Annotated in this window: 20 protein-coding genes; 17 read left to right on the top strand and 3 right to left on the bottom strand. The window is 61.0% G+C overall.

Features of this window, described 5'->3' with window-relative positions:
• Positions 1–3: 3 nt before the first annotated feature.
• Together xth and erpA are read right to left on the bottom strand one after the other, a co-directional pair.
• The gene (gene xth / locus BJF91_RS12470; protein ID WP_075614843.1) at positions 4–798 is read right to left on the bottom strand and encodes an exodeoxyribonuclease III; all 795 of its coding nucleotides are present in this window, start codon (positions 796–798) and stop codon (positions 4–6) included.
• A gap of 33 nt (positions 799–831) precedes the next feature.
• On the bottom strand, positions 832–1,164 hold the full coding sequence (gene erpA / locus BJF91_RS12465) for an iron-sulfur cluster insertion protein ErpA (RefSeq protein ID WP_075614842.1): 333 nt from the start codon (positions 1,162–1,164) through the stop codon (positions 832–834).
• Positions 1,165–1,358: 194 nt separating this feature from the next.
• On the opposite strand from erpA, the gene BJF91_RS12460 reads away from it, so the two are divergent.
• The 13 genes from BJF91_RS12460 to BJF91_RS12400 all read left to right on the top strand — a co-directional run bounded on the left by BJF91_RS12460 (position 1,359) and on the right by BJF91_RS12400 (position 17,043).
• The gene (locus BJF91_RS12460) at positions 1,359–2,576 is read left to right on the top strand and encodes a deoxyguanosinetriphosphate triphosphohydrolase (protein WP_075614841.1); all 1,218 of its coding nucleotides are present in this window, start codon (positions 1,359–1,361) and stop codon (positions 2,574–2,576) included.
• Positions 2,577–2,640: 64 nt separating this feature from the next.
• Complete coding sequence (argS, locus tag BJF91_RS12455; RefSeq protein WP_075614840.1) at positions 2,641–4,398, top strand: arginine--tRNA ligase; 1,758 nt, start codon at positions 2,641–2,643, stop codon at positions 4,396–4,398.
• Positions 4,399–4,466: 68 nt separating this feature from the next.
• Positions 4,467–7,310, top strand: coding sequence for an SPOR domain-containing protein (locus BJF91_RS12450; RefSeq protein WP_075614839.1), 2,844 nt, complete (start codon positions 4,467–4,469; stop codon positions 7,308–7,310).
• A gap of 158 nt (positions 7,311–7,468) precedes the next feature.
• Positions 7,469–8,485 carry a beta-N-acetylhexosaminidase gene (nagZ, locus tag BJF91_RS12445; protein ID WP_075614838.1) on the top strand — a complete coding sequence of 339 codons (1,017 nt, stop codon included), beginning with the start codon at positions 7,469–7,471 and terminating at the stop codon, positions 8,483–8,485.
• A complete protein-coding gene (locus BJF91_RS12440; protein WP_075614837.1) occupies positions 8,485–9,369 on the top strand; it encodes a segregation and condensation protein A in 885 nt (294 codons plus the stop codon). The genes nagZ and BJF91_RS12440 overlap by 1 nt, the downstream gene beginning before the upstream one ends.
• Before the next feature lie 17 nt (positions 9,370–9,386).
• A complete protein-coding gene (scpB, locus tag BJF91_RS12435) occupies positions 9,387–10,073 on the top strand; it encodes an SMC-Scp complex subunit ScpB (RefSeq protein ID WP_139310728.1) in 687 nt (228 codons plus the stop codon).
• Between the two features lie 191 nt (positions 10,074–10,264).
• On the top strand, positions 10,265–10,474 hold the full coding sequence (locus tag BJF91_RS12430) for a twin-arginine translocase TatA/TatE family subunit (protein ID WP_075614835.1): 210 nt from the start codon (positions 10,265–10,267) through the stop codon (positions 10,472–10,474).
• A 121-nt stretch (positions 10,475–10,595) separates the two neighbouring features.
• A complete protein-coding gene (tatB, locus tag BJF91_RS12425; RefSeq protein WP_075614834.1) occupies positions 10,596–11,471 on the top strand; it encodes a Sec-independent protein translocase protein TatB in 876 nt (291 codons plus the stop codon).
• Positions 11,468–12,274 (top strand): twin-arginine translocase subunit TatC, encoded by an 807-nt coding sequence (tatC, locus tag BJF91_RS12420; protein WP_075614833.1) that lies wholly within the window; start codon positions 11,468–11,470, stop codon positions 12,272–12,274. Before tatB ends, tatC begins: the two co-directional genes overlap by 4 nt.
• Before the next feature lie 109 nt (positions 12,275–12,383).
• Positions 12,384–13,667, top strand: a complete 1,284-nt coding sequence (gene serS / locus BJF91_RS12415; protein ID WP_075614832.1) for a serine--tRNA ligase — start codon at positions 12,384–12,386, stop codon at positions 13,665–13,667.
• A gap of 33 nt (positions 13,668–13,700) precedes the next feature.
• Positions 13,701–14,471: a 5'/3'-nucleotidase SurE gene (gene surE / locus BJF91_RS12410; protein ID WP_075614831.1), complete on the top strand. Its 771-nt coding sequence runs from the start codon at positions 13,701–13,703 to the stop codon at positions 14,469–14,471.
• Entirely contained in the window at positions 14,468–15,121 is a 654-nt protein-coding gene (locus BJF91_RS12405; protein ID WP_075614830.1) for a protein-L-isoaspartate(D-aspartate) O-methyltransferase, read from the top strand. Before surE ends, BJF91_RS12405 begins: the two co-directional genes overlap by 4 nt.
• A gap of 281 nt (positions 15,122–15,402) precedes the next feature.
• On the top strand, positions 15,403–17,043 hold the full coding sequence (locus tag BJF91_RS12400) for a LysM peptidoglycan-binding domain-containing M23 family metallopeptidase (RefSeq protein WP_083943287.1): 1,641 nt from the start codon (positions 15,403–15,405) through the stop codon (positions 17,041–17,043).
• Between the two features lie 125 nt (positions 17,044–17,168).
• Here the strand turns inward: BJF91_RS12400 and BJF91_RS12395 are convergent, their stop codons facing one another.
• Positions 17,169–18,035, bottom strand: coding sequence for an ATP-binding protein (locus tag BJF91_RS12395; RefSeq protein WP_075615600.1), 867 nt, complete (start codon positions 18,033–18,035; stop codon positions 17,169–17,171).
• Between the two features lie 218 nt (positions 18,036–18,253).
• Between BJF91_RS12395 and yajC the strand changes: the two genes are divergently transcribed.
• The 4 genes from yajC (at position 18,254) to BJF91_RS12375 (ending at position 22,668) form a co-directional block, all read left to right on the top strand.
• Entirely contained in the window at positions 18,254–18,628 is a 375-nt protein-coding gene (gene yajC, locus BJF91_RS12390) for a preprotein translocase subunit YajC (RefSeq protein ID WP_075615599.1), read from the top strand.
• A gap of 206 nt (positions 18,629–18,834) precedes the next feature.
• Entirely contained in the window at positions 18,835–21,411 is a 2,577-nt protein-coding gene (secDF, locus tag BJF91_RS12385) for a protein translocase subunit SecDF (protein ID WP_075615598.1), read from the top strand.
• A 3-nt stretch (positions 21,412–21,414) separates the two neighbouring features.
• Positions 21,415–21,801, top strand: coding sequence for an Mth938-like domain-containing protein (locus BJF91_RS12380; protein ID WP_075614828.1), 387 nt, complete (start codon positions 21,415–21,417; stop codon positions 21,799–21,801).
• 3 nt (positions 21,802–21,804) lie between these two features.
• A complete protein-coding gene (locus tag BJF91_RS12375) occupies positions 21,805–22,668 on the top strand; it encodes a phytoene/squalene synthase family protein (RefSeq protein ID WP_139310677.1) in 864 nt (287 codons plus the stop codon).
• Positions 22,669–22,724 lie beyond the last annotated feature (56 nt).

Here is a 22,724-nt window from a genome sequence, read left to right as displayed (position 1 = left end):
GTTTTACGCTGCGGCGAAATTGAAATGTCCAATGACCGGTACGTGGTCGGACGGCTTTTCCCAGCTGCGCACATGCTTGTCTATTTCCGTCGACACCAGTCGGTCCGTCGCCTCTGGCGATAGCAGCAGATGGTCGATGCGGATGCCGCTGTTTTTCTGCCAGGCGCCTGCCTGATAATCCCAGAAGGAATAGAGTTTGACCGCGTCGCTGGTGGCGCGCACCGCATCGGTCAGGCCGAGATTGGTCAGGGCATGAAAAGCCGCACGGGTTTGCGGCAGGAACAGCGCGTCAGTGGCCCAGGCTGCCGGATCGTAACAGTCATGCGGCTGCGGAATCACGTTATAGTCGCCGGCCAGAATCAGCGGCTCTTCCAGCGCAAGACGCTCGGCGGCAAAGCGATGCAGGCGCGCCATCCAGGCGAGTTTATAGGGATATTTCACCGGATCGTCGGAGGGATTGCCGTTCGGTAGGTACAGCGAGCAGACCCGCAGCACGCCATCAGCGACGGAAAACACACCTTCAATAAAGCGCGCCTGCTCGTCTGCGTCGTCGCCGGGCAGGCCCCGGTTGACTTCATCAGGCTTCTGCTTCGATAGCAGTGCGACACCATTGAAGCCCTTTTGGCCATGGGTTTCGACATGATAGCCAAGCGCCTCGATGTCGGCGCGTGGGAAGCCCTCATCGACGGATTTGATTTCCTGCAGGCAGACGATGTCTGGTGAAGCACTTTCCAGCCACTGGCACAGATTGACGATGCGCGCCTTGACGCCGTTGATGTTCCAGGTGGCAATTTTCATGGCGCGCTTTCTTTGTCCTTCAGCCAGGATGGCTCACATCGCAAAGCTGGTGCCGCAGCCACAGCTGGCCACCGCATTGGGATTGGTGATCTGGAAGGACTGGCCGAGTAGATTGTCGACGAAGTCGATTTCCGAGCCGGCCATGTAGACCAGCGACATGGAGTCGATCAACAGGGTCGCGCCGTCGCGTTCGATCACCAGGTCGCCGTCCTGTGGGCCCTGGTCGAGATCGAACTTGTAGGAGAAGCCGGAACAGCCACCGCCTTCGACCGAGACGCGCAGCGCCGACTTATCGCTCTCGGCGGCAACGATCTTGGCGATGCGTTTCGCCGCCCGTTCTGAAACTGTCACTGTCTGATTCGTCATGTCTTTGCCTCCAAACGGGTTCAAGGCCCGTAGAAACCAGGGGTTATGCTGTGTTTACCTGGCAAACCCGCCGAAATAGAGCGAAAATTGCCGAGCGAAAACTGGATTATATAGATCGGCCCCGTGTCTTGCACGGTGATTTCCTATAGGTATGAACAGGAAGCCAAGGCGTCAATGGGCAGGATAGGGCAGGCATGACGATCGATAGAAATGCATTGGGATTTGGTGTGGGTGAGCGGGCGATTTTCGCCGCCGATCCCTGGGCGTCGCGAGGCCGGCTCTATCCCGAGGGCAACAGCCTGACGCGCTCGGATTTCCAGCGAGACCGGGACCGGATCGTCCATACGACAGCTTTTCGCCGCCTGAAGCACAAGACGCAGGTGTTCATCGGCCCCGACAGTGACCATTACCGCACCCGGCTGACCCACACGATCGAGGTGGCCCAGATTGCCCGCGCCTTGGCGCGCGCCTTTCGCATCGACGAGGATCTGGCTGAGGGCGTGGCGCTGGTGCATGATTTCGGTCATACGCCCTTCGGTCATACCGGCGAGGACGCGCTGCATGAATTGCTGGAGCCCTATGGTGGCTTCGATCACAATGCCCAGTCGCTCAGGATCGTCACCAAGCTGGAGCGGCGCTACGCCGAATTCGACGGGCTGAACCTCACCTGGGAAACGCTCGAAGGTCTGGTCAAGCACAATGGACCACTGATGACTGCGGCCGGCGAGGGCACCCGAGGCCCCGTTCCTCTGCCGATCATCGAATACTGCGAGCTACAGGACCTCGATATTGCCAGCCACGCCAGCCTGGAGGCCCAGGCCGCCGCCGTGGCCGACGACATCGCCTACAATACCCATGATATCGATGACGGCCTACGCTCCGGCTACCTCACGTTCGATATGCTGGAGGACGTGCCGTTTCTGGCTGGATTGATGCGCGAAGTGCGCGACCGCTACCCCAACCTCGAAGCCGACCGCTTCACCCATGAAATCATGCGCAGGCAGATCACTCGGATGGTCGAGGACGTGATTGCGATGGCGCAGGATCGGCTGACACGCATCCGCCCTATGTCGGCGGACGACATCCGTCAGGCGGGCGAGACGATTATTACCTTCTCGGAGTCCATGGCCGAGACCGACAGGCAGATCAAGAAACTGCTGTTTTCGAAGATTTACCGCCATCCCGACATCATGCGCATCCGCGCAGGTGCGGCCCAGATCGTCACCGACCTGTTCAACGCCTATATGGCCGATCCCACCCTGATGCGCAGCGACTATTGGGTCGAGCATACCGCCGGGCTCGAAACGCCTGCCAAGGCTCGGCATGTCGGCGATTTTCTGGCGGGGATGACCGATACCTATGCTGTGCGGGTGCACAGGCAGCTGTTTGACCATACTCCGGATTTGCGCTAGGCAGCGGGCGAAAACCCGCCCCCTTGCGGGCGGTTTCGACCTGAATCTGTCTGGATTGACCCAAATGAACCTGTTCGCCGACTTCGAAAATCGAATCAAACAAGCGCTTGAAACCCTTGATCTTGTAAAGGAAAAGCGAAGCGAACTGTCATTTGAGCGCATTGTTGTCGAGCCGCCGCGCGATGCAAGCCACGGCGATGCCGCCACCAATGCGGCCATGGTTCTTGCCAAGCCGCTTGGCATCAGCCCACGGGCGCTGGCCGATCTGATCGGGGAAAAGTTGCGCGAAGACGCCGACATTTCCGAAGTGTCGGTGGCTGGCCCAGGCTTCATCAATGTTCGTCTTTCGGCCGGCTACTGGCAGCGGCTCCTGTCCTCCGTGATCACGGCTGGAACAGATTTCGGACGCTCTGAGACTGGCGCTGGCCAGAAGGTCAATGTCGAATATGTCTCGGCCAATCCGACCGGACCGATGCATGTCGGTCATTGCCGGGGCGCTGTCGTTGGCGATACGCTTGCCAATCTACTGACCTTTGCCGGCTATGATGTGACCAAGGAATATTACATCAATGATGCCGGTTCCCAGATCGATGTGCTGGCCCGCTCTGTGTTTCTGCGCTACCGCGAAGCCCTTGGCGAGAGCGTTGGAGAGATCCCGCCGGGGCTTTACCCGGGCGATTATCTGAAGCCTGTCGGCGAGGCGCTGGCGCAAGAGTATGGCGTACGGCTGCACAACATGCCGGAAGAGCAGTGGATGGAGATCGTCAAGGACCGCGCCATCGATGCCATGATGGTGATGATCCGCGAGGATCTGGCGGCCCTCAACGTGCATCACGACTTGTTTTATTCCGAGCGCCAGTTGCATGCCAATGGCGCGGCGGCGATCCGCACGGCGATTAACGACCTGACCTTCAAGGGCCACGTCTATCGCGGTACGCTGCCGCCACCGAAGGGGCAGTTGCCTGAGGATTGGGAAGACCGCGAGCAGACGCTGTTCCGCTCCACTGAGGTCGGTGACGACATCGACCGGCCGCTGATCAAGTCGGACGGCAGCTACACCTATTTCGCCGCCGACGTTGCCTATTTCAAGGACAAGTTTGATCGTGGTTTCGGCCGGATGATCTATGTGTTGGGCGCCGACCATGGCGGCTACGTCAAGCGGCTGGAAGCAGTGGCCAAGGCTGTTTCCGAAGGCAAGTCGAAGCTGACGGTGCTGTTGTGCCAGCTCGTGAAGCTCTACCGCGATGGCGAGCCGGTGAAGATGTCGAAGCGCTCGGGCGATTTCGTGACGCTGCGTGATGTTGTCGAAGAAGTCGGCCGCGATTCGGTGCGCTTCATGATGCTGTACCGCAAGAGCAGCGAGCCGCTGGATTTCGACTTTGCCAAGGTGACAGAACAGTCGAAGGACAACCCGGTCTTTTACGTGCAATATGCCCATGCCCGCTGCATGTCGATCTTTCGGCAGGCGCGCGAAACCTTTGGTGATATCGATTTGTCGCCTGATGTGCTGAAGGCGGAAGTCGCCGGCATTACCGATCCGAGCGAAGTGCAGCTGATTGCCAAACTTGCAGAATATCCGCGAATCGTCGAAGCTTCGGCGCAGTCGATGGAGCCGCATCGCATCGCATTTTATCTTTACGATCTGGCAAGTTCGTTCCATGCTCACTGGAACAAGGGCAAGGATCAGCCGGAATTACGATTTGTTAACGATAAAAACCGACAATCAAGTCTTGCCAGGCTTGGGCTGGTGCATGCTGTCGCTTCTGTGTTGAAGTCCGGATTGGCTATTACCGGTACGGATGCCCCACAGGAAATGCGATAACATTGTCACTAATTCCCCACATTGCACTGGCAGGCCGATAGTCGCGTAGCGAGTGGAAGTGTAGGGTTATGGTGCAAAAACAGGCTGCATACAGCAGGGATACAGCAGGCAATGCGTTCGCTGACGATGATCCGTTGGCGGAACTTGCCCGTCTCGTCGGCTACGATGCGCCGGCCGTGCGCCGCGATCCGCCGCTCGGCGCCTCGGTCGCTCCAACCGAACCCTATCGACCAGCAAACGGGCAGGGTCATGCCGCCCCGCCCGCTGACGTCGACCTGCAGGACGAATTGCTGCGTGATCTCGACGGCTATGTCGACGACTCCGCTTTTGCCGCCGCACCTGCGACGCATCATCACCATGCGCATGAGCCTCTCTCCGCCCCACTGGCGGCAGCAGAGCCGGTCTCATTCGGCGGTGCCGCATCAGGTTATCATGAGCCGTCTCGTCATGTGGATGAGGAGCTATCGCTTGCCGACGAGCTCGAATGGTCGGTTAGCGACGTGACGCCAGAGCCGCCGGCGGTGCGCTCCGGCGGTGCCGATCCGAGGGATGGTTACGGCCGTCACAGGTTGCCGCTTGCCAATTTCAATGCCGTAACCGCAGGAACGGCACGCGCTGCTCCATCGCGTCAGGACGATGGCTATGGCCAGCGCCACGAACCGGTCATGGCCCATGAACCCGATATGGCGCCGGCAGTCGAGCCGACTCCCGTGCATCTGGAACCGGTTCGCTCCGAGCAGGTTCAGGCCCATGCCGCGCCTTTGCAACACGAGCCGGAAGCGGATTTCGATTTTGGGTTCAGCCCCGAGCCGACGGTGTCGGTCTCGACGGCGCGCCGCGAGCCTGAATTCGATGCCCCTCAGCCTCGTCATGAGCCGCTGCTGCAACCCGCGACCGATCCTTATTTTGCGGCCGCACCCCTTGCTCCAGCACAGCAGGACGTTTCTAGCTTCTTCGACGCCCTGGCCCGCAGCGAAGAGCATATGCCGGCGCCGGTCGCTTCTGATCACTCTAACTACGGTCGGACGGATTATAGTCACGCGCCGCAAGCATACGCGCATCAGGCTCCTGAGCCCCAGTACGTTGCTGTTGAGACGCAGCCCCAATCCCATCACGAGCCGGACGTTGTCGAGCCGGAGAGCGATCTCCTTGGTGCGGACTTCGATTTCGAGCTCGAAGATATCGAACTCGACCTGTCTGAACTGGAAGCCGAGGCTGCTGCCGTCGAGCATCATCGGCCTGTCGCTGAAGTCGAAGCACCCGTCGCTGCGCCTGCTGCTGTAGACTATGCCCCGGCAAGTCATGTCTCGTCGCCTCGTGAACACCACGCTCCTGCGGCCCATGCGCCTGTCAGCGAGCCTGTTGCTCACCCGCCCTTGGAGGCGGCACCGTTGCCCTTCGATGCGGCCGAAATTTCCGATCAGGATGAGCATCTGGAGGCTCTCGCGCATCTCGATGTGCCTGATCTGCCGCCGGTCGAAGACGCGGCTCCTGTTGCCTATACGCCTGACTATGATTTCGACATCGACGCCGAGCTTGCGACGCTGCTCGATCAGACGGTCGAGCCGCGAGGGGCGCCTGCGCCGTCGCGGGCAACGCCTGTGATGGCGGCAGCAGCAGTGGCTGCTCCCGTCGCGGCGGCTGCAGCCATGCCGCCGCTGGCCGAGCAGGTCAAAAACATGCCGAGCGACGATTTCGACGTTTTCGAGAAGGCGCTCGAGGAGGATTTCCGCAGGAGCCTCGACGGTCCCCACAGCTTCGGAACCAAGCCGGTAGGTCCAGTCCCCGTGCCGCTCGAAGCCGAGGAATACGATGACGAAGAGGCTCCTGGTCGTTCACGTCGCTGGATGGCGGTTGCTGCTGCGGCTGCCGTCGTGCTGGTGGCCGGCGGCGGTGTATTCGCCTGGATAAAGACCGGCTCTGTCGACGGTATTGGCTCTGGCGAGCCGAAGATCGTGATGGCTGACAAGGGTCCGGTGAAAGTCGTGCCGGCCGATCCGGGCGGCAAGTCCGTACCGAACCAGAACAAGGCCGTTTATGACCGAGTGTCCGGTTCCACGCCTGACCAGCCGCAGCAAAAGAACCTGATCTCTTCTCAGGAAGAGCCGATGGATGTCGCCCAGCGTACGCTCGGCCCCGACAATCTGCCGCTCGACCAGGAGTCTGCCGCCGACACGGCCGGCATGGACGGCGATGGTCAGGATGGTGCAGGCAACGGGCAGCCGGGCCAGACGGACGGTGCCAAGACCGGCGACCAGCAGAATATGACGCCGCGTAAGGTCAAGACGATGATCGTTCGGCCGGACGGATCGCTGGTGGCGCAGGATGTGCCTGCCGGCACCTCGCCGCAGACCAATAGCCAGCCGGCTCAGCCGCCGCAGGGCGCAAAGCCGGCGTTGGCTGGTCAACCTGCCGCGGCTCCGCAGACGGTAGAGCAGGCCATGGCAGCGAACAATACGGCTCCGGCTGCTGCTGATACCGCAGCCGCCGCTCCTGCCCAGGACAATGCAGGAGTTCCTGCACCCAATATGCCGGTTCCGCGCAATCGTCCGACGCCATCGTCTGCGCCGACTCAGACGGCTGCCGCCGCGCCCACCCAGTTGGCCGCACCTGCCAAGCCAGCGCCGACAGCACCTGCTGCAACTCAGACTGCTTCGGCTGGTGGTGCCGGCGGTTACCTGGTTCAGATCTCGTCGCTGCCGTCAGAGGCCGACGCCCAGAAGAGCTATAAGAGCCTCTCGGCCAAGTTCGGTAGCGTCATCGGTGGCCGCGGCGTCGACATCAAGGCTGCCGACATTCCGGGCAAGGGCACCTACTACCGTGTCCGCATCCCGGCCGGCAGCAAGGATGAAGCTGTATCGCTTTGCGAACGCTATCGCGGCGCCGGTGGCACCTGCATGGTTGTCCGCTAAGCTTTGAAAGACAGGTTGCCTCGCGATCGGGGCACGTCGAAGAGAATAGGGCTGCGCTGTCATCACAGCGCGGCCTTGTTCATGTCTTCAGTGCTGATTCCTGTGCATGATCGGCGCTTTCTTCTCGGCTTTTCGGCTGGCTCGACTATTGTCTTGTTATGACCTACGCAAAAGCAATGATTTTGGGCTGCTCAGGCCCGGTTTTGACCCCTGACGAGCAGGCGTTCTTTCGCGAACAGCAGCCCTGGGGCTTTATCCTGTTTGGCCGCAACTGCATTTCCGCGTCGCAGATCACTGATCTCGTCGCTTCGATGCGCGAAACTGTCGGCGGCCGCAATGCGCCTGTGTTGATCGACCAGGAAGGCGGACGTGTGCAGCGTATCCGCGAGCCGATGTGCCCGCGCTACCCCTCCGGCTCCGATATCGGCGCGATCTACCGCGCCGACCCGGAAAAGGGCTTGCGCGCTGCTTGGCTCATGTCACGGCTGCATGCTTTCGATCTCAGCCGCTACGGGATCAATGTCGATTGCCTGCCGGTGCTCGACGTGCCGGTGGAAGGGGCGAGCAATGTCATCGGCACCCGCGCTTATGGTTTCGATCCTGATACGGTCGGTGCCTTGGGCGAGGCGGCGGCCCTCGGGCTGAAGGCGGGCGGAGTGCTGCCGACCATCAAGCATATTCCCGGCCACGGCCGCGGCATGGCCGACTCGCACCACGAGCTACCTGTCGTGTCCGCGTCGCGCGCGGAGCTGGAAGCGCATGATTTCCCGCCCTTCAAGCGTCTGAACGGCGAGTTGATGGCGATGACCGCCCATGTCGTCTACACCGCCTTCGACCCTGACTACACGGCTTCAACTTCGGCCATCGTCATCGATGAGGTTATCAGAGGACTGATCGGCTTTAACGGCCTGCTGATGAACGACGATATCTCGATGAATGCGTTGAAGGGCACGATCGCCGAGCGGGCCGCCGCCATCGTTGCCGCCGGCAATGATGTGTTGTTGCATTGCCATGGCATCATGGAAGAAATGATCCAGGTCGCCGCACATGCGCCCGTGCTTTCCGGTGCGGCACTTGAGCGGGTAAAGGCGGTGGAATCAGCCTTTGGCAGCGTCGACACCTCCGACGAGCAGGCCCTGCGCGCCGAATTTGCCGCGCTGACGGCGTTGGTCTGATGGCGGCCAACCCTGCCGCCCCGACGTCTGTTGTCAGCGGCAAGCCTGCCGTTGGCGCGCCGATGGACCGGCTGTGGCAGGGCGATGCGGAGGAACGGGCGAGTGGCGATCCGGCGTTGGTAATCGATGTCGCGGGCTTCGAAGGACCGCTCGATCTGCTGCTGTTTCTGGCCCGCAATCAGAAGGTCGACCTGTCGCGGATCTCGGTTCTGGCGCTGGCCGAGCAGTATTTGCTGTTTGTCGAGCAGGCGCGCAGCATCCGCATCGAACTCGCGGCCGATTATCTCGTCATGGCCGCCTGGCTTGCCTATCTCAAATCGCGGCTGCTGATCCCGCAGCAGCCCAAGGACGACGAGCCGTCCGGTGAGGAAATGGCGGCAGCGCTTGCCTTTCGGCTTAAGCGGCTGGAGGCTATGCGCGATGTGGCCGGCAAGCTCATCAACCGCAACAGGCTTGGCCGCGATGTCTTCCAGCGCGGCGCGCCGGAGCATGTGCCGGATCGGGTGAATTCGGCCTTCGAGGCTAGCCTCTACGATCTGCTCTCGGCCTATGCCAATCTGCGCCAGCGCCAGGCGTTTACCCAGGTGACGATCGCCCGGCGAACGGTTTGGTCGCTGGTCGAGGCGCGTGAATTGCTGACCCGAATGATCGGCGACATCAGCGACTGGACGGCGCTGGACGGTTATCTCGGGAATTACCTCGCCGATCCCACTGAGCGGGTGACGGCGCTGGCGAGCGCCTTTGCGGCCTCGCTGGAACTGGTGCGCGAAGGCAAGCTCGAAATCCGCCAGCATGGCGCTTTCCAGCCGATTTTCATGCGCGCCGGCCAGGGCCGCGCAGATCAGGCGGTTCCGGCGGCAGCGGGTGAGGGAATTGCATCGTGAGCGATGAAACAGAGGTGATGAACGAGGCAGCGAGGCTTGACGAAATTCGCGAGCGGGAAGCACTGAGGATCGTCGAGGCGCTGGTGTTTGCCTCCGCCGAGCCTGTCTCTGAAAGCTTTCTGGCTGAGCGGTTACCGCGTGACACCGATGTCGCTGGCCTGATGCGGACGTTGCAGGCGGATTACGCGCCGCGCGGCGTCAATCTTGTGCGGATTGATGGACACTGGGCCTTTCGGACCGCCGCCGATCTGGCCTTCGCCATTCGCCGTGAAGACAATGAGGTGCGCAAATTGTCGCGGGCCGCATTGGAGGTTCTGGCGATCATTGCCTATCACCAGCCGGTCACCCGGGCGGAAATCGAGGATATCAGAGGCGTTCAGACATCCAAGGGGACGATCGACGTGCTGCTGGAAGCCGGCTGGGTGCGGTTTCGCGGCCGCCGGCGCACGCCGGGCCGGCCGGTCACCTTCGGCACGACCCGAGATTTCCTCGATCATTTCGGCCTTGAGGAGCTGCGCGACCTGCCGGGCATCGAGGAATTGAAGGGCGCTGGCCTGCTGACCGGCCGCATTCCGCCGAATTTTCATGTTCCCATGCCAAGCGATGCCGACGCTCTGTCCGAAGACGAAGACCCGATCACCCAGCTCGATCTGGAAGAACTCGGCCTGCTGGCACCGACTGGCGGCGGCGGGGACGATGAATAGGTTTATCTGCCTCTTCCCTGACATTGCCGTGAAAATGGGCATGACTGTTGATGGCGGGGCTGCAGCGGCTTGCCTCTTGGCTATTCCCATGCCAATCAAGGAAAAGACTTTGTAATTTGAAAAAGATGGACAAACATCTTACATCGGTGGAACCATCAATCGGTAAGACCGACCAATAAGGAGTGGGGACCATGGGTTCTTTCAGTATGTGGCATTGGCTGATCGTTCTGGCGATCGTGCTGTTGTTGTTCGGCCGCGGCAAGATCCCAGAATTGATGGGCGACGTTGCCAAGGGCATCAAGAATTTCAAGAAGGGCATGTCCGACGAGGATGCGTCTGACAGCGCTTCGCGGCCTGACGGATCAAAGACCGTGGATCACCGCGCCGACGACGGCAAGTGATCTTGGTCTGACGTCAATGAGGCCGGTGCAGGTTGCGCCGGCCCGCCTCGTGCCGGCCAGCTTGTGCTGGCCTTTTCCGGAATGAACCGTTGCTCGGTCGACGGTTTCGGGAGCCTGAAGAATGCTTGACATTGGCTGGAGCGAATTGCTGGTCATCGCGGTCGTGCTGATCGTCGTGGTCGGTCCGAAAGACTTGCCGCCCATGCTGCGCGCCTTCGGTAAGATGACGACGCGGCTGCGCAAGACGGCGGGTGAGTTCCGCGCCCAGTTTGATGAGGCGCTGCGCGAGGCCGACATGGACGACCTGCGCCGCACTATCGACGATGCGCAACGGCTCAATCCTGCCAATGCGCTGCGCGAAGCGATCAATCCGCTCCGGCAGATGGGCGCCGATATCAAGGCAGATCTGCAGCGTTCGACCCAGATCGACCATTTCCCCGAAGACGACAGCAGCCGCCTGCCGCTGCCCGATGCTCCAGCCCGGCCGATGACGGCGGAGGACCTGCCGCCGCTCGCGCCGCTTGGCGATACGCTTGCCAAGCCGCAGCTGCCGGGATCGGCTGCCGCGGCCCCTATGGCAGCTGCAGCGTCGGAGAATACCGTTGCGGGCGAGAAGCCGAAGCGGACCCGCAAAGCCAAGGATGCCGCTGCAGAGGCGGAGCCGGTCAAGCCTGCTGCGAAGAGCAAGACCGTCAAAGCCAAATCCGTAAAGGAAAAGGCTACTCCAGTGGAAGCCGTTCAGCCGATGGCCGAGGCTCTCGCTGTCGCCAACCCGCCGGTCGCCAAGCCCAAGGCGAAGACCAGAACAAAGGCAGTGGCCAAGGATGACGCGGTCGTGGTCGCCGCAGCAGCGCCGACGAAAAAGCCTGCCATCAAGAAGGTCGTGAGCGAAAAGACGGCTGCCCGCCAGACCAAGACTGGCCAGACTAAGGCCAAGAGCGGCGAGGGCCAGACGCCCGGCGCCACTACGGATGACACCAGCAAGGGTGAAGCATGAGCGATGATATCGAGGACAAGCCGCAGCCACTGATCGAGCATCTGATCGAGCTCAGGTCGCGGTTGATCTGGTCGCTGGCCGCCTTTTTCGTGGCTTTCATCGTCTGCTTTTTCTTTGCCAAGCATTTGTTCAATCTGTTGGTCATTCCCTACAAATGGGCGGTGATCTGGGCGCATCTTGATGTCGCCAAGGCAGAGCTGATCTACACGGCGCCGCAGGAATTTTTCTTCACCCAGGTGAAGGTGGCGATGTTCTCGGCCATGGTGATTTCCTTCCCGGTCATTGCTGCGCAGATCTATAAATTCGTAGCCCCGGGTCTCTACAAGAACGAGCGTCAGGCCTTCCTGCCGTTCCTGATAGCCTCGCCGATCCTGTTCCTGATGGGGGCGGCGCTGGTCTATTTCTTCTTCACGCCGATGGTGATGTGGTTCTTCCTGGCCATGCAGCAGGCGCCGGGTGAGGGTGACGTGGCGATCTCGCTGATGCCGAAGGTGTCGGAATATCTGAGCCTGATCATGTCGCTGGTGTTTGCCTTCGGCCTGGTGTTCCAGCTGCCGGTCGTGACCACGCTTCTCGCCAGGGTCGGGATCATCGACAGCAAATGGCTGGCGCAAAAGCGCAAGTACTTCATCGTTATCGCTTTTATCGCTGCTGCCATCCTGACGCCGCCCGATCCGATGTCGCAGATCGGTCTTGCACTGCCTACCATCCTTCTCTACGAAGTCTCGATCTTTGCTGCCAAGCTGGTGGAGAAGGAACGGTCCAAGAAGGCCGAGGCGAGTTCGTCCACCGAGCTGGAATAAGCTGCTGCTGTTTCGGCATTGCCGAGGTCGGCAAAGGCGGCAGCGATCCGCCGGACAAACATTCTGGCCCATGTAAACATTTTGGCCTGCGCAACACTTTGGAACGACGATGCTTGATATCAAATGGATCCGTGAAAACCCTGAGCTTCTCGATCAGGCGCTGGCCAAGCGCGGTGCAGAGCCGTTGGCATCCGGCCTGATTGCGCTGGATGAGAAGCGCCGCTCCGTGGTCCAGGCGATGCAGGACATGCAGTCGCGTCGCAATGCCGCCTCCAAGGAAATCGGCGCCGCCATGGCGCAGAAGGATATGGCGCTGGCCGACAAGCTGAAGGCCGAGGTCGCCTCGCTGAAGGACACGTTGCCTGCGGCGGAAGAAGAAGAGCGCCGTCTCAGCGCCGAGCTGACTGAGGCTCTGTCGAGCATTCCCAATATTCCGCTGGACGATGTGCCCGTTGGCAAGGACGAGCATGACAATGTCGTGGCTCGCGTTGTCGGCCAGAAGCCGGGCTGGAATCACACGCCGATGGAGCATCCCGAGATTGGTGAAGCGCTCGGCTATATGGATTTCGACCGGGCCGCCAAGCTCTCGGGTGCCCGCTTTACCGTTTTGACGGGGCCTCTGGCGCGCCTGGAACGGGCGCTTGGCCAGTTCATGATCGACCTGCACACGACGGAACACGGCTATACGGAAGTCTCCTCGCCGCTGATGGTGCGCGACGAGGCGATGTATGGCACCGGTCAGTTGCCGAAATTTGCCGAAGACCTGTTCAAGACCACGGATGGCCGCTGGCTGATTCCGACGGCCGAGGTGACGCTGACCAACCTGGTATCAGGCGAAATTCTTGACCAGGAGAAGTTGCCGCTGCGCTTTACGGCACTGACGCCATCTTTCCGCTCGGAAGCCGGTTCTGCCGGTCGCGACACGCGCGGCATGCTGCGTCAGCACCAGTTCTGGAAGTGCGAACTCGTGTCGATCACCGATGCCGACAGCGCTCTTGCCGAGCATGAGCGGATGACCGCTTGCGCCGAGGAAGTGCTGAAGCGGCTTGGGCTGCATTTCCGCACCATGACGCTTTGCACCGGCGACATGGGGTTTGGTGCGCGAAAGACCTACGATCTGGAAGTCTGGCTGCCGGGGCAGAATACGTTCCGAGAAATTTCGTCCTGCTCTGTCTGTGGCGATTTCCAGGGTCGGCGGATGAATGCCCGCTATCGCAACAAGGACGGCAAGGGCACGAGTTTCGTGCACACGCTGAACGGGTCTGGCACGGCGGTTGGCCGCTGCCTGATCGCCGTGATGGAAAACTATCTCAACGAAGATGGTTCGATCACTGTGCCTGACGTGCTCCAGCCCTATATGGGCGGGATGACGCGGATCGAAAAAGCCAGCTGATTGCAGGTTTCAGATGCGTCTTGACGAGGACCGATGCGGATTCTGCTGACCAACGACGATGGTATCCACGCAGACGGCCTGGCCGTGCTGGAAAAGGTTGCCCGCACGCTGTCCGACGATGTGTGGATCGTGGCGCCGGAAACCGACCAGAGCGGCCTTGCCCATTCGCTGACACTGTCGGAGCCGCTGCGGCTGCGACAACTGGGTGAAAAGCGCTTTGCGCTGCGCGGGACACCGACCGACTGCGTGATCATGGCTATCCGCAAGGTGCTGCCGGGCAAGCCGGATCTGGTTTTGTCAGGTGTCAATGCCGGGGCAAATCTGGCCGACGATGTCACCTATTCCGGCACGGTAGCCGGCGCCATCGAGGGCACGGTGCATGGCGTGCGTTCTTTCGCGCTCAGCCAGGCCTATAGCTATGTCGCCGGTCATACGATCCCTTGGCATGTGACGGAGACTTTGGCGCCTGACCTTATCCGTAAACTTATGGGCGTTGAGCTGCCGCCCGGGACATTGCTCAACTTGAATTTCCCCAATTGCGAGCCAGAGGCAGTGACCGGTGTCGACGTCACCGCGCAGGGCAAGCTCGATTTTGGCCTTAGCGTCGAAGAGCGGGCCGATGGGCGCGGTCTTCCGTATTTCTGGCTGCGATTCGGCGACCGTCAGGGGAATTTCCGGCCGGGAACCGATATCCGCGCGCTGCGCGACAATAGGATTTCCGTCACCCCCTTAAAGCTCGATATGACTGACTATGCGGTTCAGGATGCTCTTGCGGCCGCTCTCGCCGGTGAGGACGCATCATGAAGACGGCGATGCTGGAGAGAGAAGGCTTTGCCGCGCTTGTTTTGCGCTTGCGGGCCGAAGGCATTTCCAACATCAACCTGCTGACGGCAGTGGAGCAGACGCCGCGCGCCCGCTTCGTTGCGCATCATATGGCTGAACATGCCTATTCCCGCCAGACGCTCCCGCTCGAATGTGGGGCGTTCATGGAGGGCGCGGATCTGGCCGTGCGTTTGATCGACCGGCTCAGGGTCGGGGCGGGGCAGCGGGTGATGGAAGTCGGTACCGGCAGTGGTTTCATGACGGCAGTGCTGGCGCGGCTGTCTGAGCGCGTCGTGTCGGTGGAGCGTTACCGGACGCTGGTGAACGATGCCCAGGCACGACTGGAACAGCTGTCGATCCGCAATGTGATTATCCGCCATGGGGATGGCAGTCTTGGGCTACCAGGCGAGGGGACCTTCGACCGAATCATCGCCACCGCGGCGTTTCCCTCGATGCCCAAGGTGTTTACCGAGCAATTGGTGCATAATGGCGTGCTGATGGCGCCAATCATGGTGGATGAGAACCGTTGCGTCATGGTGCGCCTGACGCGCACCGGCAGCCGGTTCGAGCGGGAAGATCTTTTTGAGGTTCCCTATCTTCCGCTAACTCCGAACGTTGCTGCCTTCCTCTGAGAAAGCAACTACCGTGACTTCCCATATTTGGAAGGTTTGCACAGGCTAAAATTGCCAAAATGGGATGGTTTAACCGCTGCGCGCGGGATGCCCCTTAATTTTTATGGTTAACAACTTTGCTGCAAAACCTTGAAGCCATAGGCGTTCCGGGGACGCATGCGCTGATTTCCCGGCAGATTTTTGCGAAATCTTCATAAGGATTCCGCCCGGTTAACCGCCCGGTAACACTAACGCGCTTTAATAAACTCACGAAAATGGTTGCGTCGTCAGTGGGTTGTATCATGCGTCAGAGTCAGTCTTCTAAATCCGGCATGCCTGTTGCCCAGATCGTCTGGGTTGGCCTGATGGCAAGCGTCGCGACTGGTTGCAGTTCCGACTCCAGCCGTTTTGCAGGTGTCTTTTCCAAAACCGATTCGATGACGACAGCCTCTACTGGCGGTCAGATCACCGGTTTGAATGCTGCGCCTGTTCCCCAGGCTGATGTCGATGGCGCAGGGGGCGGCTATGCTTCGTCCGGCGGTTCGATGGGCGGCGGTTCGATGGGCGGTGGTTCGACGGGCGGCGGTTACAACAATCGCCAGCAGGCGATGACGCAGCCCTATCCGGCGCAGACCTATTCGCCAGCCCGGCGTGCATCTTCGGTGCAGAAGTCTGAACTTGCTCCGCCGTCTGGTTCGACGGCGTCGTCAGGTCCGATCTCGTCACGCCGCCAGATGGCCTCAGCTGCACCTTTCCCGTCCGCTGGTCATCAGGCCGCCGCTGCGGTTGAGGACGGAGACAGCATGTCCACCAACACCATTGCCGCGCCGACAAAGCCGGCGTTGGCAAGCCAAGGTGCTCCAGGTGCCAACGGTCAGGGCGCGAATGGTTGGAGCACGGTCAACGCACCGCGCGTCGTGCTGAAGCCAGGCGAAAGCATTGCAACGCTGTCCCAGCGCTACGGCGTGCCGGAAAAAGAAATCGTCAAGGCCAACGGCTTGTCGACGGCAGGGGCTGCGCGTCCCGGCCAGTCGATCCTGATCCCGACCTTCGGATCGCGCAGCACGCCGACCCGTGCCGCTGCTGCGGAAGGTACGCTGCTGCCGCCAGGTCAGCAGCCAGGCCCCGGCCCGCATCAGGAAGAGAAGCTCGCGGTCCTCCCGACCAATCCGAAGCTGCGCGACAAGGTCAAGACTGATATCGCCGCCAACAATGCGACGAATGCCGCAGGCTCCGGCAAAACCCCGCCGCCGGCTGGCTCCTATGTCGTCAAGCCAGGCGATTCGCTTGCCAAGATTGCTCGCGAAAACAATGTTTCGGTTGCAGCCCTGAAACAGGCCAATCATCTCGGCGCTCAGGGCGTGCGGGTTGGCCAGACGCTGGAACTGCCGCAGGCTGATCAGAAGCTGGCCGCAACGCCGGTCAGCGCCTCGCCAGCTGCTGCCAAGGCAGAAGTTGCGAAGTCTGCTCCGGTCACCGCTGCTGCTCCTGCAGCTGCCGCTCCGACCAAGTCGGTCACCGATGTTGCCTCGGCAGATCCGGGCGACAAGGCTCCCGATGCAACCGGCATCGGCAAATACCGCTGGCCCGTGCGCGGCGCAGTCGTTGCACCCTTCGGCGCCAATGTCGCCGGCAAGCGCAATGACGGTATCGACATCTCGGTGCCGGCTGGCACCCCGGTCAAGGCGGCCGAAAACGGTGTGGTTATCTATGCTGGCAACGGGTTGAAGGAACTCGGCAACACAGTTCTCGTGCGCCACGACGACGGCACGGTCACCGTATACGGCCACGCCGATGCAATTTCGGTTCAGCGGGGCCAGAAGGTTCAGCGCGGCCAGCAGGTCGCAACGTCAGGCATGAGCGGCAACGCCACCCAGCCGACCCTGCATTTCGAAGTGCGCAAGGACGCAACACCCGTCAACCCGATGGGCTTCCTGGAATAGGCGCTTCGGCGCAAGGCTTTTTCTTGAATAAGGTAGTGCGTTTCAGGAAATATAAGAAGGCTCGGGGCAACCCGAGCCTTTTTCAGTTCTTTTTCAGTTCTGGCGGCCCGTATTTCGCGGTTCTGTCACCGTCTCAGATCAACACGCAGACGCCCGGCGAGGTCCTGGATATATTGCCAGGCTACACGGCCGGAGCGGGCGCCGCGGGTAGTGGCCCATTCCAGTGCCTCGGCATGCAATTGCTCCGGCGCCAGCGGCAGGGCGAAATGGGCGGCATAGCCGTCGATCATCGCGAGATAGTCGTCCTGGCTGCATTTGTGAAAGCCGAGCCACAGGCCGAAGCGGTCCGACAGGGAGACTTTCTCCTCCACGGCTTCCGATGGATTGATCGCGGTCGACTGCTCGTTTTCCATCATATGGCGCGGCAGCAGATGGCGACGGTTGGAGGTGGCGTAGAACAGCACATTATCCGGCCGACCTTCGATACCGCCATCGAGTGCCGCCTTCAGCGACTTATAGGCGGTGTCGTCATGGTCGAAGGACAGGTCGTCGCAAAACAGCAGGACGCGTTCGCTTGAGACTTTCAGAAGCTCCATCAGCGCGGGCAGGGAGGCGATGTCCTCACGATGCACTTCGACCAGCTTCAGTCGGATACCGGTGGCGCGGATGATGTCGGCATGCACGGCCTTGACCAGAGAAGACTTGCCCATGCCGCGCGCGCCCCAGAGCAGCACGTTGTTGGCGGGAAAGCCGAGCGCGAAACGCTCGGTATTGTCGTGAAGGATGTCGCGCACCCGGTCGACGCCCCTGATCAGGCCGAGCTCGACGCGGTTGGGCTGCGGGATGGGCTGCAGGCGCTTATCTGTCGGGTGCCAGACGAAGCAATCGGCGGTGCTCCAGTCGTTGATGGCGGGGGCAGGGCCGGCCAGGCGCTCCACGGCGTCGGCGAGACGGGATACTTCCTGCAACAGCTGCGCGAGAACATCGGTCATGCTGGCCTCCTTTTGTCTGACGATCGGGTGGTAAAAATCGCGTTCCCGCCGTCTCTTCTGCGGCGCTACCATGGCTATCCCGGCTTCGAAAGTGTAATGAGCGTGGATTCGGTACGCAAAGCCGCTGTTTCTGTTGCATTCCCTTGGGGTATTCCTATATTCCGGCGGCAAAACAGGGGGGACAGATCCTTGCTGCCCCGGTTCCCAAGGAGTTTTTCATGTTCATAACACAGGCATTCGCCCAGGATGCAGCCCCGGCCGCCGCTGGTGGCATGGGTTCCAGCTTCGAAATGCTGCTGCTGTTCGCGCCGCTGATGGTGATCTGGTATTTCCTGCTGATCCGTCCGCAGCGTAACCAGCTGAAGAAGCGGGAAGCGACGCTGTCGGCAATTCGTCGCGGCGACCAGGTTGTTTTGGGTGGCGGCCTGATCGGCAAGGTCACCAAGGTGATCGACGACAAGGAACTGGAAGTCGAGATCGCTGATGGCGTCAAGGTCAAGGCCCTGCGCAGCCTGATTGCCGAAGTGCGTGTGAAGGGTGAGCCGGTCAAGGGCGACGTCGTTAAGACCGACGGCGCCAAGACAGACGCCTGATCCTATCAGAACACCGGGCCGTCCTTTTTAAAGGGCGGCCTGATTTTTTACCTGCCGTCTGCTGAAAAGCCGTCTTGCCTGCCTGAAATGGCCGCTTTGTAGGTTGAGCCCGGATTTACCCCGCTGTAAATCTGGCTCGGCCTATCAAGCAGCCATTTCGCTGATTGGGCGCCGCCTGTTTCACAGACCTTACCTTCGAGATGTCGATGCTGCATTTCTCCCGCTGGAAAACCGCTCTTCTCTGGCTTGCTGTCGTGGCGAGCGTTCTGATCGCTCTGCCCAACCTGTTCAGCAAGGAGCAGCTGTCGCATCTGCCGTCCTGGCTGCCGAACAAGCAGATGACGCTTGGCCTCGACCTGCAGGGTGGCTCGCACATCATGCTGAAGATCGAGCGCAACGACATCGTCAAGGAACGGCTCGATGCCGTCGTCGGCGATATCAGAAGCAGCCTGCGCGATGCCAATATCCGCTATACCGGCTTGAACGGTACCGGCCAGACCGTGCAGGTGCGCATCACTGATCCGACCCAGCTCGATGCCGCCCGCAAGGCGTTGGTGAACATCACCCAGCCGGTCAGCACCGGCGGTTTCGGCTCCAGCAGCATCCAGGAAGCGACGCTTGACGATAGCGGCGACGGGCTGCTGAAATTCAACCTCACCGATGCCGGCATCGATTACCGTATGTCTTCGGCGCTCACCCAGTCGATCGAAGTCGTGCGCCGCCGCGTCGACGAGCTTGGCAATACCGAGCCGTTGATCCAGCGTCAGGGTTCTGACCGGATTATCGTGCAGGTCCCGGGTCTCAGCGATCCGCAGCGCCTGAAGAACCTGTTGAACCAGACCGCCAAGCTGTCCTTCCGTATGGTCGATACCAGCATGCCGGCCACCGAGGCGATCAGCGGCCGTCCGCCGGCAACCTCTGAAGTGCTTTACAGCCAGGATGATCCGGCTGTTCCCTATCTCGTTGAAAAGCGGGTTCTCGTTTCGGGCGAAGAGCTGGTCGATGCGCAGGCGAGCTTCAACCAGCAGAACAATGAGCCGGTCGTCAGCTTCCGTTTCGACAGCCGCGGTGCCCAGCGCTTTGCTCAGGCGACCCAGCAGAATGTTGGCCGTCCTTTTGCCATCGTGCTCGACAACCAGGTGATCTCGGCTCCTGTGATCCGTGAGCCGATCATCGGCGGTTCCGGGCAGATTTCCGGTAATTTCTCGGTTCAGGGCGCTAATGACCTTGCCGTGCTGCTGCGCGCTGGCGCACTGCCCGCGACTTTGACCGTGGTCGAAGAGCGCACCGTCGGCCCGAGCCTGGGTGCAGACTCGATCCGCGCCGGTATTTCTGCCGGCTTCATCGGCGCGGCGCTGGTCGTCGTGCTGATGATCGGGCTCTACGGCTTCTTCGGCGTGCTCGCCGTATTGGCGCTGTTTGCCAATATCGTGATGATCCTGGCTGTGCTGACGCTGCTCGGCTCGACGCTGACGCTGCCGGGTATCGCTGGTATCGTTTTGACCATCGGCATGGCGGTCGATTCCAACGTGCTGATCTACGAGCGTATCCGCGAAGAGTATAAAACCGGGCGATCGCTGATCCAGTCGATCGATATCGGCTTCAACAAGGCGTTGGCCACCATCGTCGACGCCAACGTGACGACACTGATTGCGGCCGGCGTGCTGTTCTTCCTCGGTTCCGGCCCCGTGCGCGGCTTCTCCGTTACGCTTGCCATCGGTATCATCACCACGGTCTTCACCGCCTTCGCGCTGACTCGCTGGATGTTTACCATCTGGGTCAACAAGCGCCGCCCGAAATTTTTGCCGAAGGGCGTCCGTACGGGCATCTTCGACGGCACCAACATTCCCTTCATGGGCATTCGCCGTTACACCTTCATTCTATCGGCAACGCTGTCCATTGCTGCTCTGCTTGGCTTTGGCACGGTTGGAATGAAGCTCGGCATCGACTTTACCGGTGGTTCGATCATCGAGCTGAAGGCCCGTCAAGGCAATGCCGATCCCGCCGCAATACGCGAGCAGCTGAGCAGCCTTAATCTCGGCGATGTGCAGGTTCAGGGCTTCGGCGATCCGAGCAGCGTTCTGGTGCGTCTGCAGGCGCAGCAGGAAGGCGAGAATGGCGAGCAATCGGCTGTTGCCAAGGTGCGTGACGAGCTCGAGCAGTCCTATGAATTCCGCCGTACGGAAGTGGTCGGTCCTTCGGTCTCGGGCGAGCTGACCAAGTCGGCCACCATAGGCGTGCTGATCTCGCTGATGGCGATCCTGGTCTATATCTGGATCCGGTTCGAGTGGCAGTTTGCTGCCGGTGCGATCATCGCGACGCTGCATGACGTCATCCTGACGCTCGGTCTTTACGTGGTGACCGGGGTGGAGTTCGATCTCAGCAGTATCGCGGCAATCCTGACCATCGTCGGCTATTCGCTGAACGATACGGTCGTGGTCTATGACCGAATGCGTGAAAACCTGCGGCGCTATAAGAAAATGCCGCTCGACGTGCTGATCGATACCTCGATCAACCAGACCCTGTCGCGCACCATCCTGACCTCGGTGACGACACTGCTGGCGCTGCTTGCCCTGTTCCTGTTCGGTGGCGAAGTCATTCGTTCGTTTACGTTCGCAATGCTGTTCGGGGTTCTCGTCGGCACCTTCTCCTCTATTTATATGGCAGCGCCTGTTCTCATCGCCTTCCGCCTGCGGCCGGAAGGTCAGAATCAGGGTGACGACACGTCGGAGAAGCCGGCTAAGGCTGGTAAGCCCGGATCGGCGGGCAAAGCAGGAGCTTGAGGTTTGGCAAAGGGAATCATCATCCGCGAGGCGCATTTTCCTGGCCGTTCGCCCATCGATGCCTATGGCAATGGTGGGTTCCGGTTTGCGGATATGTCGCATCGCGGCTCCCTTCTGCTGCTTCCCTCGGGCATTTACGGCTGGGACATGCGGGAGGGCGACACCCTGACCATCGCCTCGCTGCAGCGCCTGCTAGACGAGGCCGACAAGGTGGAATTTTTGCTGGTCGGTACGGGGGTGGACCTGAAGCGCATTCCCGCCGACGTGAAGGCGGCGCTATTGGCGGCCGGCATCGGCTCCGACCCGATGAGCACCGGAGCGGCGGTGCGAACCTATAACGTCATGCTGGCCGAAGACCGGCCGGTTGCCGCCGCCTTGATCGCCGTCTAAGCCATGACGGAACTGTCCGCATCTTCGGTACCCGGCAGCGACATCTGCCTTTCGACCCTCAGGGAGACCGATCGGGACCGCTATCTCGCCTGTCTTCTGTCTCCGTCCGACAAGCAGCCGGCTCTGGCCGCGCTTTATGCTTTCAACGCCGAGCTCGCCCGAATACGCGATCTCGTGCGCGAGCCGCTGCCTGGCGAAATACGGCTGCAATATTGGCGCGACCTGCTGTCCGGCAAGGGGCATGGCGAAACCTCTGCCAATCCGCTGGCGGCTGGACTGACCTCGGCAGTCGAGACTTATCGCCTGCCGGTGCAGCCATTGCTCGACATGATCGACGCCCGCATTGCCGATCTCTATGACGATCCGATCGGTCCGCGTTCGGCGCTGGAAGGCTATGCCGGCGAAACGGCTTCAGCACTGATCCAGCTCGCAAGCCTTGTGCTCGATGCGGATGCGGCAGCGACGATGGCTGAGACCGCGGGTCATGCCGGCGTTGCACAGTGCATTGCGGGGCTTCTGGCGCTGATGCCGCAGCATCGGGCGCGCGGGCAGCTTTATATTCCCGACGAGGTTCTCGCAGCCACCGGTCTCGACCGCGACAGTTTCCTGGCGGGTGGGGACAGACTGCGAATCGATGGCGCTATCGAGGCCTTTTCCGGGCTCGGTCTCGATCACTTGGCCAAGGCCCGTGCGGCCGGCAAGGTTCCGGCCTCGCTGAACGCTGCTTACCTGCCGGTGGCGCTTGCAGAGCCTGTGCTGCGCGATGCTCGCAAGCGCGGCGCCGACGTTCTCGATGGCCCTCTGCGCCGTCCGCAATGGCGCCGCCAGTTGACGCTGCTGCGCGCCAGTCTCACAGGCCGCTTCTAGCGTAGGCTCTCGAAAAGCTGGCGCTCCCATCGCTCTCCCTATGAAATACCCGGGTC

Origin of the sequence: Gillisella taibaishanensis (assembly GCF_001938985.1) — a bacterium.
Classification (GTDB): Bacteria; Pseudomonadota; Alphaproteobacteria; order Rhizobiales; family Rhizobiaceae; genus Allorhizobium; species Allorhizobium taibaishanense.
The sequence above is the reverse complement of the archived record's forward strand: the minus strand, read 5'-3'. Positions and strand labels throughout refer to the sequence as shown.

What these genes read in the sequence shown, in the direction of transcription:
- xth (WP_075614843.1), bottom strand. Translation starts at nt 798, where the DNA reads ATGAAAATTGCCACCTGGAACATCAACGGCGTCAAGGCGCGCATCGTC.
- erpA (WP_075614842.1), bottom strand. Translation starts at nt 1,164, where the DNA reads ATGACGAATCAGACAGTGACAGTTTCAGAACGGGCGGCGAAACGCATC.
- BJF91_RS12460 (WP_075614841.1), top strand. Translation starts at nt 1,359, where the DNA reads ATGACGATCGATAGAAATGCATTGGGATTTGGTGTGGGTGAGCGGGCG.
- argS (WP_075614840.1), top strand. Translation starts at nt 2,641, where the DNA reads ATGAACCTGTTCGCCGACTTCGAAAATCGAATCAAACAAGCGCTTGAA.
- BJF91_RS12450 (WP_075614839.1), top strand. Translation starts at nt 4,467, where the DNA reads ATGGTGCAAAAACAGGCTGCATACAGCAGGGATACAGCAGGCAATGCG.
- nagZ (WP_075614838.1), top strand. Translation starts at nt 7,469, where the DNA reads ATGACCTACGCAAAAGCAATGATTTTGGGCTGCTCAGGCCCGGTTTTG.
- BJF91_RS12440 (WP_075614837.1), top strand. Translation starts at nt 8,485, where the DNA reads ATGGCGGCCAACCCTGCCGCCCCGACGTCTGTTGTCAGCGGCAAGCCT.
- scpB (WP_139310728.1), top strand. Translation starts at nt 9,387, where the DNA reads ATGAACGAGGCAGCGAGGCTTGACGAAATTCGCGAGCGGGAAGCACTG.
- BJF91_RS12430 (WP_075614835.1), top strand. Translation starts at nt 10,265, where the DNA reads ATGGGTTCTTTCAGTATGTGGCATTGGCTGATCGTTCTGGCGATCGTG.
- tatB (WP_075614834.1), top strand. Translation starts at nt 10,596, where the DNA reads ATGCTTGACATTGGCTGGAGCGAATTGCTGGTCATCGCGGTCGTGCTG.
- tatC (WP_075614833.1), top strand. Translation starts at nt 11,468, where the DNA reads ATGAGCGATGATATCGAGGACAAGCCGCAGCCACTGATCGAGCATCTG.
- serS (WP_075614832.1), top strand. Translation starts at nt 12,384, where the DNA reads ATGCTTGATATCAAATGGATCCGTGAAAACCCTGAGCTTCTCGATCAG.
- surE (WP_075614831.1), top strand. Translation starts at nt 13,701, where the DNA reads ATGCGGATTCTGCTGACCAACGACGATGGTATCCACGCAGACGGCCTG.
- BJF91_RS12405 (WP_075614830.1), top strand. Translation starts at nt 14,468, where the DNA reads ATGAAGACGGCGATGCTGGAGAGAGAAGGCTTTGCCGCGCTTGTTTTG.
- BJF91_RS12400 (WP_083943287.1), top strand. Translation starts at nt 15,403, where the DNA reads ATGCGTCAGAGTCAGTCTTCTAAATCCGGCATGCCTGTTGCCCAGATC.
- BJF91_RS12395 (WP_075615600.1), bottom strand. Translation starts at nt 18,035, where the DNA reads ATGACCGATGTTCTCGCGCAGCTGTTGCAGGAAGTATCCCGTCTCGCC.
- yajC (WP_075615599.1), top strand. Translation starts at nt 18,254, where the DNA reads ATGTTCATAACACAGGCATTCGCCCAGGATGCAGCCCCGGCCGCCGCT.
- secDF (WP_075615598.1), top strand. Translation starts at nt 18,835, where the DNA reads ATGCTGCATTTCTCCCGCTGGAAAACCGCTCTTCTCTGGCTTGCTGTC.
- BJF91_RS12375 (WP_139310677.1), top strand. Translation starts at nt 21,805, where the DNA reads ATGACGGAACTGTCCGCATCTTCGGTACCCGGCAGCGACATCTGCCTT.